Annotated in this window: 15 protein-coding genes; 9 read left to right on the top strand and 6 right to left on the bottom strand. The window is 70.4% G+C overall.

Annotated elements, in window-relative coordinates; all coding sequences use genetic code 11:
- The first annotated feature begins 30 nt into the window (after nt 1–30).
- On the top strand, nt 31–744 hold the full coding sequence (locus ACZ6SD_RS15900; RefSeq protein WP_465317676.1) for a hypothetical protein: 714 nt from the start codon (nt 31–33) through the stop codon (nt 742–744).
- A 69-nt stretch (nt 745–813) separates the two neighbouring features.
- Nucleotides 814–1,653 carry a putative RNA methyltransferase gene (locus ACZ6SD_RS15895; RefSeq protein WP_465317675.1) on the top strand — a complete coding sequence of 280 codons (840 nt, stop codon included), beginning with the start codon at nt 814–816 and terminating at the stop codon, nt 1,651–1,653.
- A 60-nt stretch (nt 1,654–1,713) separates the two neighbouring features.
- Here ACZ6SD_RS15895 and ACZ6SD_RS15890 read toward each other — a convergent pair whose 3' ends face one another.
- Nucleotides 1,714–2,271 carry a TIGR03086 family metal-binding protein gene (locus ACZ6SD_RS15890; RefSeq protein WP_465317674.1) on the bottom strand — a complete coding sequence of 186 codons (558 nt, stop codon included), beginning with the start codon at nt 2,269–2,271 and terminating at the stop codon, nt 1,714–1,716.
- 78 nt (nt 2,272–2,349) lie between these two features.
- Between ACZ6SD_RS15890 and ACZ6SD_RS15885 the strand changes: the two genes are divergently transcribed.
- Both ACZ6SD_RS15885 and trxA read left to right on the top strand, forming a co-directional pair.
- The gene (locus tag ACZ6SD_RS15885) at nt 2,350–3,015 is read left to right on the top strand and encodes a TetR/AcrR family transcriptional regulator (protein ID WP_465317673.1); all 666 of its coding nucleotides are present in this window, start codon (nt 2,350–2,352) and stop codon (nt 3,013–3,015) included.
- Nucleotides 3,016–3,024: 9 nt separating this feature from the next.
- Nucleotides 3,025–3,399, top strand: coding sequence for a thioredoxin (gene trxA, locus ACZ6SD_RS15880; protein ID WP_465317672.1), 375 nt, complete (start codon nt 3,025–3,027; stop codon nt 3,397–3,399).
- A 54-nt stretch (nt 3,400–3,453) separates the two neighbouring features.
- Here the strand turns inward: trxA and ACZ6SD_RS15875 are convergent, their stop codons facing one another.
- Nucleotides 3,454–3,666, bottom strand: coding sequence for a KTSC domain-containing protein (locus ACZ6SD_RS15875; protein ID WP_465317671.1), 213 nt, complete (start codon nt 3,664–3,666; stop codon nt 3,454–3,456).
- Nucleotides 3,667–3,690: 24 nt separating this feature from the next.
- A complete protein-coding gene (locus tag ACZ6SD_RS15870; protein ID WP_465317670.1) occupies nt 3,691–5,577 on the bottom strand; it encodes a propionyl-CoA synthetase in 1,887 nt (628 codons plus the stop codon).
- A 316-nt stretch (nt 5,578–5,893) separates the two neighbouring features.
- Here ACZ6SD_RS15870 and ACZ6SD_RS15865 point away from each other — a divergent pair, with 316 nt between their 5' ends.
- Complete coding sequence (locus ACZ6SD_RS15865) at nt 5,894–7,630, top strand: serine/threonine-protein kinase (protein WP_465317783.1); 1,737 nt, start codon at nt 5,894–5,896, stop codon at nt 7,628–7,630.
- Between the two features lie 347 nt (nt 7,631–7,977).
- On the opposite strand, the gene ACZ6SD_RS15860 is transcribed toward ACZ6SD_RS15865, so the two are convergent.
- The gene (locus tag ACZ6SD_RS15860; protein ID WP_465317669.1) at nt 7,978–8,649 is read right to left on the bottom strand and encodes an NAD(P)-dependent oxidoreductase; all 672 of its coding nucleotides are present in this window, start codon (nt 8,647–8,649) and stop codon (nt 7,978–7,980) included.
- A gap of 141 nt (nt 8,650–8,790) precedes the next feature.
- Here ACZ6SD_RS15860 and sigI point away from each other — a divergent pair, with 141 nt between their 5' ends.
- Both sigI and ACZ6SD_RS15850 read left to right on the top strand, forming a co-directional pair.
- A complete protein-coding gene (gene sigI, locus ACZ6SD_RS15855; RefSeq protein WP_465317668.1) occupies nt 8,791–9,687 on the top strand; it encodes an RNA polymerase sigma factor SigI in 897 nt (298 codons plus the stop codon).
- Nucleotides 9,688–10,018: 331 nt separating this feature from the next.
- Entirely contained in the window at nt 10,019–10,453 is a 435-nt protein-coding gene (locus tag ACZ6SD_RS15850) for an anthrone oxygenase family protein (RefSeq protein WP_465317666.1), read from the top strand.
- A 112-nt stretch (nt 10,454–10,565) separates the two neighbouring features.
- On the opposite strand, the gene ACZ6SD_RS15845 is transcribed toward ACZ6SD_RS15850, so the two are convergent.
- Both ACZ6SD_RS15845 and ACZ6SD_RS15840 read right to left on the bottom strand, forming a co-directional pair.
- Nucleotides 10,566–10,766, bottom strand: a complete 201-nt coding sequence (locus ACZ6SD_RS15845) for a hypothetical protein (RefSeq protein WP_465317665.1) — start codon at nt 10,764–10,766, stop codon at nt 10,566–10,568.
- A gap of 129 nt (nt 10,767–10,895) precedes the next feature.
- Nucleotides 10,896–11,339: an SRPBCC family protein gene (locus tag ACZ6SD_RS15840; RefSeq protein WP_465317664.1), complete on the bottom strand. Its 444-nt coding sequence runs from the start codon at nt 11,337–11,339 to the stop codon at nt 10,896–10,898.
- Between the two features lie 312 nt (nt 11,340–11,651).
- Between ACZ6SD_RS15840 and ACZ6SD_RS15835 the strand changes: the two genes are divergently transcribed.
- Together ACZ6SD_RS15835 and ACZ6SD_RS15830 are read left to right on the top strand one after the other, a co-directional pair.
- Nucleotides 11,652–13,256: a glycoside hydrolase family 13 protein gene (locus ACZ6SD_RS15835; protein ID WP_465317662.1), complete on the top strand. Its 1,605-nt coding sequence runs from the start codon at nt 11,652–11,654 to the stop codon at nt 13,254–13,256.
- Nucleotide 13,257: 1 nt separating this feature from the next.
- Nucleotides 13,258–14,295, top strand: a complete 1,038-nt coding sequence (locus tag ACZ6SD_RS15830) for a LacI family DNA-binding transcriptional regulator (RefSeq protein WP_465317661.1) — start codon at nt 13,258–13,260, stop codon at nt 14,293–14,295.
- The last annotated feature ends 149 nt before the right edge of the window (nt 14,296–14,444 follow it).

The raw sequence follows: 14,444 nt of genomic DNA, 5'->3' as shown, positions 1-14,444 counted from the left end.
CGGGGGATCGTCACCAGTCCAGGAGTACACATGCGCACGTCCATGGCCGCGTTCGGGGTTGCCGTCAGCACGGCGGCGTTGTTCGCCTTCCTGCCGCTCAGCGCGTCGGCGACGCCAGGCGACCCCGTTTCCGACGACCCCCGCGCCACGGTGCACGCGGGCAACGTCGAGTCCGAAGGCGACCGGGACGACTGCCCGAAGCTGTGGGAAGGCAGCGTGCGGGTGAGCGTGACCGGCGAGGCCGACGCGACGAACACCTACCTCGACATCACCGACGTGCCCGACGACGTCGAACTCGCGGGCGTGATCGTCAAGGGCGCCAACGCCTACAACAAGTACGACGCCGACCAGCTGGGCGACGGGCTCGACCTGCGCTCGCCGCTGGCGGGCAACAGCGGCGGGCCCGCGACGATCAGCCACTGGTTCGCCTGCGGCGTCAAGGCCGACACCGAGACCACCACCTCGGAGCCGACCAGCTCGACCAGCCCCACCAGCACGACGTCCGCCCCCGAGGTCACCGTCCCGACCGAGTCCTCGGCGCCGACCAGCACCCCCTCGGCCTCGACGCCGGTCACGACCACCACCTCCGCTGTCGCGGCCGTGGGCGCGGGCGATGACGGCGAACTGGCCGACACCGGAGCCAACGTGGGCTGGCTGGTGTTCGCCGCGGCCGCCCTCGTCCTCGGCGGCGGCGCGGTCCTGCTGACCCCGAGGCTGCGCGCCGCCCTGCTGCGCCGCTCCTGAGCGCCCCCGGCGAGGCCCCGGACGATCCGATCGTCCGGGGCCTCGCCGTCGCTGTCGTAGGGTCCCCTCATGCTCGCCGACGTCGTGCCGTACCTGGTCTGCCCGCACTGCGCGGACGGCCTCGTGCTCGACGGCGGCGCCCTGCGCTGCGGCAACCGGCACAGCTTCGACATCGCCCGGCAGGGCTATGTGAGCCTCTTGCGCGGCGCGCCGACGTTCACCGGCGACACGCCCGCCATGGTCGAGGGCCGCGCCGCTTTCCTCGGCGCGGGCCACTACGCCCCCATCGTGCGCGCGCTGGTCGAGGCCGCCGCGCCCGCGCCCGGCTGCGTCGTGGACATTGGCGCCGGTGTCGGGCACTACCTCGCCGCCGTCCTCGACGCCTGGCCCGACCGGGTCGGGATCGCGCTCGACGCGGCCAAGCCCGCGCTGCGCCGGGCCGCCCGCGCGCACCCCCGGCTCGGCGCGGTCCTCTGCGACGCCTGGCAGCCGCTGCCGATCCGCACCGCCTCGGCCGGGCTGGCGGTGAACGTGTTCGCACCGCGCAACCCGGCCGAGGTGCGCCGCATCCTGCACCCCCAGGGCAGGATGCTCGTCGTCGCGCCGACCGCCCGGCATCTGGCCGAGCTGGTGGCCACGATGGGCCTGCTCACCGTCGAAGAGGGCAAACAGGACCGGGTGACCGCCAAGCTCGCTCCCCACTTCGCCCCGGACGGCCAGGTCACGGTCGAGTTCCCGATGGCGCTGCCGCACCGCGATGTCGCCGCCCTGGTCGGCATGGGCCCGAGCGCGTTCCACGCCGCAGCCGACGCCTTCGGCGAGCGCATCGCGGCGCTGCCCGAGCCGGTCACGGTCACCGGCTCGGTCACCGTGACCGCTTACCGGCGACTGGGCCCCGCCTCGATGTGACGGCCCGCCCCTGACGAAGGCGGGTGGCGTCCCACCCGCACCGGCCCGCCGAGACCGGGCCTACACAGTCGACCAGGCGGGCGACCGGCCGGTGAGCGCGAGCAGCCGCTCCTGCGGCGGGGCGTCGTCGGCCACCGGCAGGCGCGCGGAGAACGCCCCGCCCGGTCCCCAGACCGCCGGGGTGTCCGGCCAGGTCGAGATGAAGCCGAGCGCGGCCTCGACCAGGTCGTCGTCGAGCCGGACGTCGACGCCGACGGCCGTGCCGATGTCCCAGCCGTGCACCAGCGTGTCGTTGAAGTGGATCAGCAGCGCTATCCGGCCGTTGACCGTGCCTATCGGCATCTCGTACGCCGCGGCCAAGACCTCGTCGTTGTCGGCCAGGACGGCTACCGCGGCGGCGGTCTCCCGGAAGTCGGCCCGGAGGTCGCCGCTGAGGGCGGGCGCCTCGCCCCCGAGTTTCCGCAGGAAGTTGACGCGGTTGTCGACCATGTGCGCGACGACCTCCCGCACGGTCCACTCGGTGCATGGCGTCGGCGCGTCGAGCTGCTCGTCGGTGAGCGCGTCGATGATCCGGCCGGTCGACTCCACGGCCCGCCGGTCCAGCTCTCGGATGTCCACAGTGCCCTCCCCAGAATATGTACGAACGATCGGTCACATAGTTTCAGATGACCGACCGATCGTCTAGATTGTTTTCCCGTGGACGGCAGACTGGCGCGCGGCGCGGAGACCCGGCGCCTGACCCTGCGCCGGGCGGCCGAGATCTCCTCCGTCGAGGGCCTGGAAGGGCTGACCCTGGGCAGGCTCGCGAGCGAACTGCGGCTGAGCAAGAGCGGCATCTTCGCGCACTTCGGGTCCAAGGAAGACCTCCAGCTCGCCACTATCGGCTACGCGGAAGACGTGTTCGCCGACAGCGTCTTACGGCCCGCGCTCGCCGCGCGGAAAGGGCTGCCCCGCCTGCTGCGCGTGTGCGAACTGTGGATCGACTACTCCCGCTCCCGGGTCTTCCCCGGCGGCTGCTTCTTCGCCGCCGTCGCGGGCGAGTTCAAGGCCCGCTCCGGCCGCGTCCACGACGCCGTCGCCCGCTGCCACGACCTGTGGATCGATGTCCTCACCCGCCTGGTGACCGAGGCGGCCGACGCGGGCGACCTGCCCGAGGACACCGACGCCACCCAGGTCGTCTTCGAGATCCACGCCGTCGTCCGGGCCGCGAACAGCGACAGCGTGCTCACCGGCGACGACAGCGTCTACGACCGCGCGGCCACCGCGATCCGGAACATCCTGGGCCGCGAATCCAAGCGGACGGCGGGAATGTTCCCGGCGGGCGGTTCGTTGGACGAGGCGAAACGCAATGCCCCGGACTGAGGAGGCCACGTGGCGACGGTCGAGCTGACCACCGAGAACTTCGACGAGGTCGTGGGCGGTGGCGGAACCGTTCTGGTCGACTTCTGGGCGTCCTGGTGCGGCCCGTGCAGGCAGTTCGCGCCGGTCTACGACGCGGCGTCGGAGAAGCACACCGACATCACCTTCGCCAAGGTCGACACCGAGGACCAGCAGCAGCTGGCGCAGGCGTTCAACATCTCCTCCATCCCCACCGTGATGGCCGTCCGCGACGGCGTCGTCCTCTACGCCCAGCCCGGCGCCCTCCCGGCCCCCGCCCTCGAAGACCTGATCAGTCAGGTCCAAGCGGTGGACATGGACGAGGTCCGCGCCCAGGTCGCGGCGGCGCAGCAGCAGAACCAGGCCTGACCCGATCGGCCACCGGAAGACCCCGCGGGTTCCGCCCGCGGGGTCTTCGCCATGTCAGGTGACTCTGCGGGTGTCGTAGGCGTCCTTGATCTCCCCGTTCAGGTACGCGCCGGGGCTCTTGGCCGAGACGAACTGCCAGTAGACCTTCTTGGGGACGTCGAGGTACTGGTACACCCCGCCGTTGCGGAACTCGACCTCCAGAATCCTGCGGGTCGCGTCGTAGCCGACCGAGGCGACGGTGGACGACGAGACGGGCATGCGGTCCATCCGGTGCTCCTCAGGGCGGGCCGGTCAGGGGGCGCGGAGGATCGAGCGTAAGGCGTCGAGGACCGCGGGGTCCTCGATTGTCGAAGGAACGGGCTCGTCGCGGCCGTCGGCTATGCCGCGCATGGTCTTGCGGAGGATCTTGCCGCTGCGGGTCTTGGGCAGGGCGTCCACGACCGACACATCACGGAAGGCGGCGACCGGGCCGATCTCACCGCGGACGGCGGCGACCAACTCGGCCCGCAGGACGGACTCCTCGATGTCCGCGCCCGCCTTGAGGACGACCAGGCCACGCGGAAGCTGGCCCTTGAGCGGATCACGCACGCCGATCACCGCGCACTCGGCCACCGCGGGGTGGGCGGCCAGCACCGCCTCCATCGCGCCCGTCGACAGGCGGTGGCCCGCCACGTTGATCACGTCGTCGGTGCGGCCCATGACATAGACGTAACCGTCCTCATCTATATAGCCGCTGTCGCCGGTCAGGTAATGGCCTTCGTAGCGCGACAGGTAGGACTCTATGTAGCGCTCGTCGTCGCCCCAGAGCGTCGGCAGCGTGCCCGGCGGCAGGGGAAGGCGCAGGGTGATCGCGCCCTCGACCCCCGGTGGCACCGGCTCGCCCTTGGCGTCGAGGACGCGCACGTCGTAGCCGGGCAGCGGCACGCTCGGGGAACCCGGCTTGATCGGCAGCGGGTCCAGGCCGCGCGGGTTCGCGCAGACCGGCCAGCCCGTCTCGGTCTGCCACCAGTGGTCGACCACCGGCACGCCGAGCTTCGCGCTCGCCCAGTGGTAGGTCTCCGGGTCGAGCCGCTCGCCAGCGAGGAACAGGGCGCGCAGGCCGCTCATGTCGTACTTCGCCAGCTCGGCGGCTTCCGGGTCGGCGCGCTTGATCGCCCGGAACGCCGTGGGCGCGGTGAACAGGGCCGTCACCCCGTGCTCGGCGATGACCCGCCAGAACGCGCCCGCGTCCGGCGTGCCGACCGGCTTGCCCTCGTAGAGCACCGTCGTCGCCCCGGCGATTAGCGGCGCGTACACGATGTAGGAGTGGCCGACGACCCAGCCGACGTCGGAGGCGGCCCAGAACACCTCGCCCGGGTGGATGTCGTAGACGTTGGGCAGCGACCAGGCCATCGCCACCGCGTGGCCGCCGTTGTCGCGCACCACGCCCTTGGGCCTGCCGGTGGTCCCCGAGGTGTAGAGCACATACAGCGGGTCCGTCGCCGCGACCGGCACGCACGCGGCCGGGGCCGCGGTGGCCATCGCCACGTCCCAGTCGAGGTCGCCCTCGGCCAGCACGGCGGGCGCCTGCTCGCGCTGGAGCACCACGACCCGCTCCGGGCGGTGCGCCGCCAGCGCCACGGCCTCGGCGATGATCGGCCGGTACGCCACGATCCGGGTCGGCTCGATCCCGCACGACGCGGCCACGATCACCTTCGGCCGCGCGTCATCGATCCGGCTGGCCAGCTCACGCGCGGCGAAGCCGCCGAACACCACGGAGTGGACCGCGCCCAGCCGCGCGCAGGCGAGCATGGCCACCACCGTCTGCGGCACCATCGGCATGTAGATGATCACCCGGTCGCCCTTGCCGACCCCCAGCCCGGCCAGCACCCCCGCGAACCGGGCCACCAGATCAGTCAGTTCCGCGTAGGTGAAGCTCGCCTTGGCCCCGGTGACCGGCGAGTCGTAGACCAGCGCTGGCTGCCCGCCCCGGCCCGCGGCGACATGCCGGTCCAGCGCGTTGTGGCAGGTGTTCAGCTCCCCGTCGGGGAACCAGCGGTAGAGCGGGGCCGCCGACGCGTCCAGGGCGCGGGTGGGCGGCCGCGTCCAGTCGACCAGCCGCGCCGCCGCCAGCCAGAACCCCTCCCGGTCGGCCAGGCTGCGCTGGTGGGTCTCGGCGTAACCGCCCCTTCGTGCCATTTCCAGCCTCCCATCACGGTCGCTCGCCCCTCACCGATACCTTGCCACCGAACCGACGATCTCGGTCCGGCCGATGCGCTGGCCTGTGGACAACCTCCGCCGCCCATGTGACGTCCTGTGGATAAACGACCGGTTTTGGTCACAGCTCGACATAGTCTGGATCCAGGCGCGCCCGCGCCTGGTCTCATGGACGATCGGCTGGTTGAGAGAGGAGCTGGTGGACGCGGTGCTCGAACTCGCGGCTTCACTGCTGTCCTTCGCGCACAGTGTGTTCGGGCCAGACCTCTGCCCCGGTGACTGGGTGTGGGCGACGAGCATGGCCGGTGCGCTGGTCGCCCTGCTGCCCGTGCTGGGCACGCTGGTGATCGCGATCGTGCGCAAGGCCACCGGCAACACCTACAACGCCGTGACGCTGACGGTGTTCGGCGTCATCGGCGGCGTCACCGCGTTCCTGCTGCCGTGGCTGCTGTTCAACGGCGTCAACGGCGTCTACCGCAGCGTCTTCGCCGACGACGGCGCGGTCGCCCTGCCCGGGTCCGGGTCGTTCGGCGAGGAGCACTGCTGGGTGGGGCCGCAGAGCGACTACCTCGGCGGCAGGCCCAACGCCTACGAGGTGCTGTTTCACCCGTACGAGACCTTCCCGATGTACCTGCTGCGGCTGGCCATGCTGGTCGTGCTGCCCGCCATCTGCCTGCTGTTCGTGATCCTGCAGGCGCGCGCGGCGATGCGCCGGGGCCCGAAGTGGCCGAGCAGGCTCATCTGGATGCCGTTCGCCCTGATGGCCGTGCTGAGCCTGCCGGTCGAGGCGAACACCCTGACGCACCTGTGGCTCGGAGTCCTGCCGGTGAGCGTCCTGGGGCTGATCCCGGTGTACGTGATCGGGCCGCCGAGCTGGGCCACCATCGAGCGCCGCTACCAGAAGCCCGAGCCGTCCGGCCCGCCGCCGCCCGCGTACCCGCCCCCGCCGCCACCGCAGCCGGTGCCCCCGAAGCCCGTGCCCAAGTACGTGCCGCCGCCGCCCGTGCAGCAGCAGCCGCCCGTGCGCAAGCCGCCGCCGTACATCCCGCCGACGCTCGTCGGGGAGCCCGAGCCGGACCGCGCCGCGCTCGCCCGGCTCGCCGCCGACCCCGGCCCGCTGCCGTTCACCCCGCGCGGAGCCGCCCCGCCGCCCCCGCCGATCAAGTTCTCCGGCACCCGGTTCCGCAAGGTCCGCACCCTGGGCCACGGCGGGTTCGGCACGGTGTGGCTCGCCGTCGACACCCAGCTCGACCGCACGGTGGCGGTGAAGATGGCGCACGCCCCCGACGCCGAGACCGAGGAGCGGATGCTGCGCGAGGCCCGCGCCCTGGCCGCGGTGCACCACCCGAACTGCGTCCGGGTGTACGACATCGTGTCCGAGCCGGATGGGCTCGGCCTGGTCATGGAGTACATCGAAGGCCAGCCGCTCGCCGACCGGGTCGCCACCGGCGGCCCGTTGGACGACGTCGCCGTGGCCCGGCTGTGGATCACCATGGCCGGGGCGCTGTCGGCCGCGCACGCCAAGGGCGTGCTGCACCGCGATGTGAAGCCGTCGAACATCATCATCGACCCGGACGGCAACGCTCACCTGATCGACTTCGGCATTGCCCGGTCCAAGGGGGACTCGACGCTGACCGCGACCGGAATGATGGTCGGGACTCCGGACTTTCTCGCTTCGGAGACCGCCGCTGGCGCCAACGCCACTCCGGCGTCGGATGCTTGGCAGTTGGCGGCGACGGTGAGCTATGCGCTTACTGGTAAGCCGCCGCGTGGCAACCGGGAGAACGCTATGGCCGCGTTGATGGCCGCGGCTAAGGGGGAGCCGTTGTCGGAGCTGCCGTTGCGTAGCGCGCATCGGCGGCTGCTGATGGCTTCGCTGGATGCTGATCCTGGGCGGCGGCCGACGTTGGCTGCGGTGGCGCGGCAGTTGAGTGATTGGCTGGCTCGGGAAGGGCACACGGAGACTGGGCCGGTTACGCAGATTGTGCGGCGCAAGGATATTGAGGATGTTGATCGGACTCGGCCTATGCGCTGAGGCTGCGTGGGCCTGCTTGGGTGCTGTCTGCTCGATGGGGTGGAGTGGTTTCTCTGGGGCCCCTACGAAGGAAGATCGCCGTGTGAAAGACGGGTGGGATGCCTTCGGCCTCACACGTGCGGAGCCAGCTTAGCAATCTTCCTTCTCCCCCAGAGAAACCACTCCACCCCATCGAGCACCTGGCAGGGTCCGTGCGGCCTGGCAGGAACGCGGGTTTACTGTCTCGCTCCCACGGATGCCTGGCAGCGTTAGATGCGGTTGGGCAGGACGGTGGGCCTGTTGTTCCTGCTTCACTCCGCGTGGTGTCTGGGGCAGGTTTCGGGGGCGGGGCTTGTTGTGGCTTGTGGCTAGTAGGCGATTCCTACCGCCTGTCCGATGGTTTCGGGGCGGGTGATGGCGTCGAGCATGTAGTGGGCTACGTCGGCTCGGGAGATTGTGTCGCCTCGGTGGAGGTTGTGGTTGTAGGCGGTGCGGTAGGTGCCGGTGGTGGGGCCGTCGGTTAGGCGGGGCGGGCGGACTACTGTCCACTGTAGACCGCTTTCCAGGAGTAGGTCTTCCATCAGGGCCAGGTCGTGGTAGCGCTTGCGGAGTATGGCTTTGATGACCGGGGTCAGCACGTGGCGGGTGAGGAAGCCTTCCGCTGGGTCGTGTTTGGGGGCGTTGGGGCGGGCTGGGGACGGGATGGTGGAGAGTGGGGCCGCGCTGACTACCAGGATGCGGTGGACGTTTGTCGCTGCCATTGCTTGGGTGATGGCTCGGGTGCCGGCGGTGGCGATTCCGGCGTCGGTCTTGGAGTTGACGCGTTGGCCTAGGCCGGAGAGGACGGCGTCGGCTCCGGTGATGGCGGCTTCGAGTTGGGTGGGGTCGGGGGCGGACAGGTCTACTTTGACCGTGCGGACGTCGGTGGAGAGGTTGTCGGGGTTGCGGACGGCGGCGGTGACGTCGTGGCCGTCGGCGATGGCCTGCTCCAGGAGGTGCCTGCCGATGCCTCCGGTGGCGGCGAAGATGGTCAGCTTCACTGTGGTCTCCAAGGTTGTCGGTGGAAGCCCCTGCTAAGAACAGGACGATCTCGGGGGGCGGAAAGTGACAAGGGGCGGTCACGTTTCCGGGGGCTGTCCCGTCCTTGATGTGTGGGGGACGTGCTGAAGGGGGGCTCGGGTATGGCTGGAGAGGCGGTCGGCGACCGGATCGTGGTGGCGTGGCGGGCGCACCAGTCTTACCTGGTTGATCTGGCGTTTCGGATGCTCGGGGACGTGGGGGCGGCTGAGGACGTCGTGCAGGAGGCGTTCGCTCGGTTGGCGAAGGCCGGGGACGGGGAGGTGCGCGACGACCGGGGGTGGTTGACGGTGGTGACCAGCCGGTTGTGTCTGGACCAGATTCGGTCGGCGCAGGCGCGGCGGGAGCGGGTCGAGGATGTGGGGGTGGTGGACTCGGCGACGCCGGTGGCGCACCTGCCGGTGGTGGATCCGGCGGACCGGGTCACGTTGGACGACGAGGTGCGGTCTGCGTTGTTCGTGGTGTTGCAGCGGCTCAGCCCGGCCGAGCGGGTGGCGTTCGTGCTGCACGACGTCTTTCAGACGCCGTTCGACGCGGTGGCGCGGACCCTGGGGAAGACGACGGCCACGTGCAGGCAGCTGGCGCTGCGGGCGCGGCGGAAGATCGCCGACGCGCCGGTTCAGGTCAACGAGGTGGGGCAGGCGGAGCACCGGACGGTGACCGAGACGTTCATCGCCGCGTGCGCCAACGGCGATGTGGACGCCCTCTTGGGCGTGCTGCACCCGAAGGTGTGGGGCGCGGCCGACTTCGGGGCGGGGCGGCGCCGGACCAACCACGGCCGCGACCTCGTCGCCAAGACCTTGCTGCGGCACTACCACCGGCGGCGGGCGGTGCTGGTGTCGCATCCGGTGGCGGGTCGCCCAGCGGTGCTGGCCTACGTCGACCGCAAGCTGTTCGCGGTCATGCGGCTGACCGTGGCGAACGGCCTGATCACCCAGATCGAGGTCAACGCCGACCCCGAAACGCTTACCGACCTCGCCCGCCGGGACCGGGTGCGCTGACCGCGCCCGCCCGCCGAGACCGTCGGCGGAGCAGGAGCAGGAGCAGAGCCGATCCGACGCCCGCCGATAGCGCCGCGCAGGTCAAGCAGATTCACCTCGGGCACCGCGACGACCCGGCAGGCCCCTTCCCCACATTCGCACGCCGCCACCGTAGGCGGCCGGACCTGCGTGGACGAGGGCCGCGTAGGCCGCCCGCCGGACGGATCCGGCACAGCCGCCAGGGCCTGACAGGTCCACCGGAACACCGTTGCCAACGTGGTGGCCAAGTGCACCTGGATCCTGTCTCGGAGTGCCCGCGCAGGCACTTCGGGACAGGCCCTAGCGTGTGCGCATGGACGTTCTGACGATGGCGGCGGCGGTCGCGAGCGGGATGATGGCGGGGGTCTTCTTCGCGTTCTCGGTGTTCGTGATGCGCGCGCTGGCCGCCCTGCCGCCCGCGCAGGGCGTCGCGGCGATGCGGTCGATCAACCGGGTGATCATCACGCCGCTGTTCCTGCTGCTGTTCCTGGGCGCCGGGGCGGCGGGAGTGGTCCTCGCGGTCGCCGGGCCGCTCCCCCGGGTTGTCGGGGGCGCGCTCTACGTGGTCGGCGTCCTGCTGGTGACCTTCGCGCGTAACGTGCCGTGGAACAACGAGCTCGACGCGCTGGCGCCGGAGTCCTCGGCCGCGGCCGAGTACTGGCCCGGCTATGTGCGGCGGTGGACAGCATGGAACCACGTGCGGACGCTCGCGGCCACCGCGGCCTCGGTCGCGTTCGTCATCGCGTGAACGTCAGGGATCGAGGGCCGTCATGGGGATATCCGGCTCGCCGAAACACGGCACTCGACCATCCGGGACGGACGGTGCGTTGGCGGTTTGCCGACCCGCCGCCGAGCTGGGATCAGTCCTGATCGGGACGCGGCGACGGCAGGGCGCGGGACGCCCGGGAGCGCCTGCAGAGTTCCTCGACCAAGGTGTCATTGGCGTCGTGGTCATTCGCGTCGGCATTGGCCAGAAAGAACCGCATAAGCGCCTCGGCGGCGTCCGCCCGATCGACGATCACGGGATCGACCACCGGCTTTAAGGACCCGTTCTCGCGCATTTCCCACCCCCGGGCTTCGCCTGTCGCCGAGCGGCCCGGTCGCTGGGCCGCCCTTCCATAATGCCGCGTGATCACCACTGGGTAATCACGATCGGGTGAACATGATCGCACGCCTTCGTGACTCAAGGTTCACATCGGGCCATCTCCGCGAGAGAGATCACCCAAACGGTCGAGGGATTCGCGATTCCGCGCTACCAGTAGTGCAACTTGCACTTTGGAAGGGAGAAATCGGCCTGCACCATGCTCTATCCATTCGGACATTTGAATCTTGGTGTTACTTGAATCGATCGAATCGAGTTCCAACCGGACCCGGGCCGCGCCGAGCGGCCAGGCTTTGGCATCGAGTTCGAGCAACTCCCCCGGCCGCGCCGCGCGCACGACGGTGACGTCCTCGATGGTGAGCGGCCACGGCGCCACGCTGTGGTGGATGCGGGTCCCCGGAGCGGGCCACCCGACGTCCACGTCGCGGATGTGGGCGGCGCCGACGACCCAGCTCGCGTAGCTCCACCCGTTGGCCAGAACGGCCCACACCCGCGCCCGCGGCGCGTCGATCACCTTCGTCACCGTGGCCATGGCCTCTCCCGTTCGCTCAGCGGATGGCCGAGCAATACCCGCGAAAGCCACTGCCCAACCGACGTGGAGACGTTGCGGCGACTTGCGGAAAGATGACCGAAAATTGCCGAATACGCAGCCGACGCCGCGACCGCCCCGACGTCAGCGCGTGATCGCGTCCCCGACTCCCCGCCCGCCACGGCCAGGCGAAGCCCCAGGCCGGGAATCTTGGCTGCAAGACCTTTCGGCAAGGTGTCACCGCTGCTAGCGTCGGGCGACACGGCAGGCGGCCGGACATCGACACGGCAGCGACAGCACACCCCAGGGAGCGCCATGACGCAGAACGGCCGCGGCGGCTGGTGGCAGGACGCCGTCATCTACCAGGTTTACGTGCGCAGCTTCGCCGACGCCGACGGGGACGGGATCGGCGACCTGCCGGGCATCCGCGCCCGTCTCCCGCACCTGGCCGACCTCGGCGTGGACGCCCTGTGGATCACCCCGTTCTACCCGTCGCCGATGGCCGACGGCGGCTACGACGTGGCCGACTACCGGGACATCGATCCGCTCTTCGGCACCCTCGACGACGCCCGCGCGCTGCTGGCGGACGCGCATCGCCTGGGGCTCAAGGTGATCGTGGACATCGTCCCGAACCACTCCTCGTCCGCGCACCGCTGGTTCGGCGAGGCGCTGGCCGCCGGGCCCGGCTCGCCCGAGCGCAACCGCTACATCTTCCGCCCCGGCCGCGGCGCGGCAGGCGAGTTGCCGCCAAACGACTGGGAATCGGTCTTCGGCGGCGGCGCGTGGACCCGGCTGCCCGACGGCGACTGGTACCTGCACCTGTTCGACAGCACCCAGCCCGACTTCAACTGGGAGAACCCGGAGGTGCGCGAGGAGTTCGACAGCGTGCTGCGGTTCTGGCTGGACCTGGGCGTCGACGGATTCCGAGTGGACGTCGCGCACGGAATGGTCAAACAGGACGGCCTGCCCGACGTCGGCGCGAGCGGGCAGCACGCGCTGCTCGACACCCGGCCGCTGCCCTACTTCGACCAGGACGGCGTGCACGAGATCTACCGCGAGTGGCGCAAAATCCTCGACACCTACGAGCCGCCGCGCATCGCCGTCGCCGAGGCGTGGACCGCCAGCGCCGAGCGCACCGCGCGCTACCTGCGCCCCGACGAGCTGCACCAGGCGTTCAACTTCCACTACCTGACCACCGAATGGGACCCGGTCGCGCTGCGGGAGGTCATCGCCGACTCGCTGGCCGCGATGGAGCCGGTGACCGCGCCCGCGACCTGGGTGCTGTCCAACCACGACGTCCAGCGGCACGTGACCCGCTACGGCGACGGGGAAACCGGGCGGCGCCGGGCGCGCGCGGCGATCCTGTTGATGCTGGCGCTGCCCGGCTCGGTCTACCTGTACCAGGGCGAGGAACTGGGCCTTGCCGAAGTGCTCGACCTGCCGGAAGAGGTGTTGCAGGACCCGATCTGGGAGCGGTCGCTGCACACCGAACGCGGCCGCGACGGCTGCCGGGTGCCGATTCCGTGGTCGACTCAGGGAAGCGCGCTCGGCTTCGGGCCAGACGGGTCGACGCCGTGGCTGCCCCAGCCCGCGGACTGGGCCGCGCTCTCGGTCGAAGCGCAGACCGGCGACCCCGAGTCCATGTTGGAGCTGTACCGGTCGGCGCTGCGACACCGCCGCGCGCACCCAGCGCTCGGCGCGGGTCGCGCGGTGCACTGGCACGACGACGAGCCCACGCTGCTGCGGTTCGACCGACTCGACCCAGCCACCGGACGCGGCTTCTCCTGCGCGCTAAACTTCGCCGCCGCGCCCGCGCGGCTTTCCGTGCCCGACAAGGTGCTGCTCGCCTCGGGTCCCTTGGCCGCGGACGGCGCCGACCTGCTGCTGCCGACGGACACCGCGGTGTGGTGGGAGGAGTGACATGGCGCAAACCCCGGCGCCGGGCGCGACGGCCCGGCTCAGTGACATCGCCACCCAGGCCGGGGTAAGCGAGGCGACCGTCAGCCGAGTCCTCAACGGGAAAGCGGGCGTGTCCACCACGACCCGACAGACCGTCTTGGCGGCACTGGATTTGCTCGGGTACGAGCGGCCCGCCCGATTGCAGGCGCGCAGCGCCGGGCTGATCGGGCTGATCACGCCGGAATTGAGCAACCCGATCTTTCCTGCCTTCGCGCAGGTGATCGAGCAGGTTCTCACCCGCGACGGGTACACGCCGGTGCTGTGCACGCAGAGTCCTGGTGGGTCCACAGAGGACGAATTGACCAACACGCTGGTTGATCGCGGTGTCAACGGGATCATCTATGTGTCGGGGATGCACGCGGACTCGACGGCGGACATGGATCGGTACGTCAAGTTGGCCGGGCGTGGGGTGCCGTTTGTGATGATCAACGGTTATACCGAGCGGGTGTCGGCGCCGTTCGTGTCGACCGATGATCGGTCGGCAATGCGGTTGGCGGTGCAGCATCTGGTGGAGCTGGGGCACGAGCGCATCGGGTTGGCTGTCGGGCCGCGGCGGTATGTGCCGGTGGTGCGCAAGATTGAGGGCTTCGTGCAACACATGCGGACTGTGCTCCCCTTCTCAGCCGAAGAGGCCGAACAACTGGTGCGGCATTCGCTGTTCACCGTCGAAGGCGGCCAAGCGGCGGCGAACGCGTTGATTGACAAGGGCTGCACGGCGATCATCTGTGGGAATGATCTGATGGCGTTCGGGGCGATTCGGGCGGCGCGGCATCGGGGGCTGGCGGTTCCACGGGATGTGTCGGTGGTTGGCTTCGATGACTCTCCGCTGATCGTTTTTGCTGACCCGCCGTTGACTACGTTGCGGCAGCCGGTTGAGGCTATGGGGCAGGCTGCGGTGAACGCGCTGCTGGAAGAGGTTACTGGGAATCCGGCGCCGCATGCGGAGTATGTCTTTATGCCGGAGCTTGTTGTTCGGGGGTCTACGGCTTCTGCTCGGTAGCTGGGTGGTGGGGTTGTTCGATGGGGTGGGGTGGTCCCGGGCTTCGTGGGGTCCGCTCGATGGGGTGGAGTGGTTTCTTCGGGGCCCCTACGAAGGAAGATCGCCGTGTGAAAGACGGGTGGGATGCCTTCGGCCTCACACGCGCGGAG

This window comes from Actinokineospora sp. NPDC051303 (assembly GCF_055586285.1).
The sequence above is the reverse complement of the archived record's forward strand: the minus strand, read 5'-3'. Positions and strand labels throughout refer to the sequence as shown.

Coding starts and splice junctions, on each gene's coding strand:
- ACZ6SD_RS15900 (WP_465317676.1), top strand. CDS start 31: ATGCGCACGTCCATGGCCGCGTTCGGGGTTGCCGTCAGCACGGCGGCG.
- ACZ6SD_RS15895 (WP_465317675.1), top strand. CDS start 814: ATGCTCGCCGACGTCGTGCCGTACCTGGTCTGCCCGCACTGCGCGGAC.
- ACZ6SD_RS15875 (WP_465317671.1), bottom strand. CDS start 3,666: ATGGACCGCATGCCCGTCTCGTCGTCCACCGTCGCCTCGGTCGGCTAC.
- ACZ6SD_RS15870 (WP_465317670.1), bottom strand. CDS start 5,577: ATGGCACGAAGGGGCGGTTACGCCGAGACCCACCAGCGCAGCCTGGCC.
- ACZ6SD_RS15865 (WP_465317783.1), top strand. CDS start 5,894: ATGGCCGGTGCGCTGGTCGCCCTGCTGCCCGTGCTGGGCACGCTGGTG.
- sigI (WP_465317668.1), top strand. CDS start 8,791: ATGGCTGGAGAGGCGGTCGGCGACCGGATCGTGGTGGCGTGGCGGGCG.
- ACZ6SD_RS15850 (WP_465317666.1), top strand. CDS start 10,019: ATGGACGTTCTGACGATGGCGGCGGCGGTCGCGAGCGGGATGATGGCG.
- ACZ6SD_RS15845 (WP_465317665.1), bottom strand. CDS start 10,766: ATGCGCGAGAACGGGTCCTTAAAGCCGGTGGTCGATCCCGTGATCGTC.
- ACZ6SD_RS15840 (WP_465317664.1), bottom strand. CDS start 11,339: ATGGCCACGGTGACGAAGGTGATCGACGCGCCGCGGGCGCGGGTGTGG.
- ACZ6SD_RS15835 (WP_465317662.1), top strand. CDS start 11,652: ATGACGCAGAACGGCCGCGGCGGCTGGTGGCAGGACGCCGTCATCTAC.
- ACZ6SD_RS15830 (WP_465317661.1), top strand. CDS start 13,258: ATGGCGCAAACCCCGGCGCCGGGCGCGACGGCCCGGCTCAGTGACATC.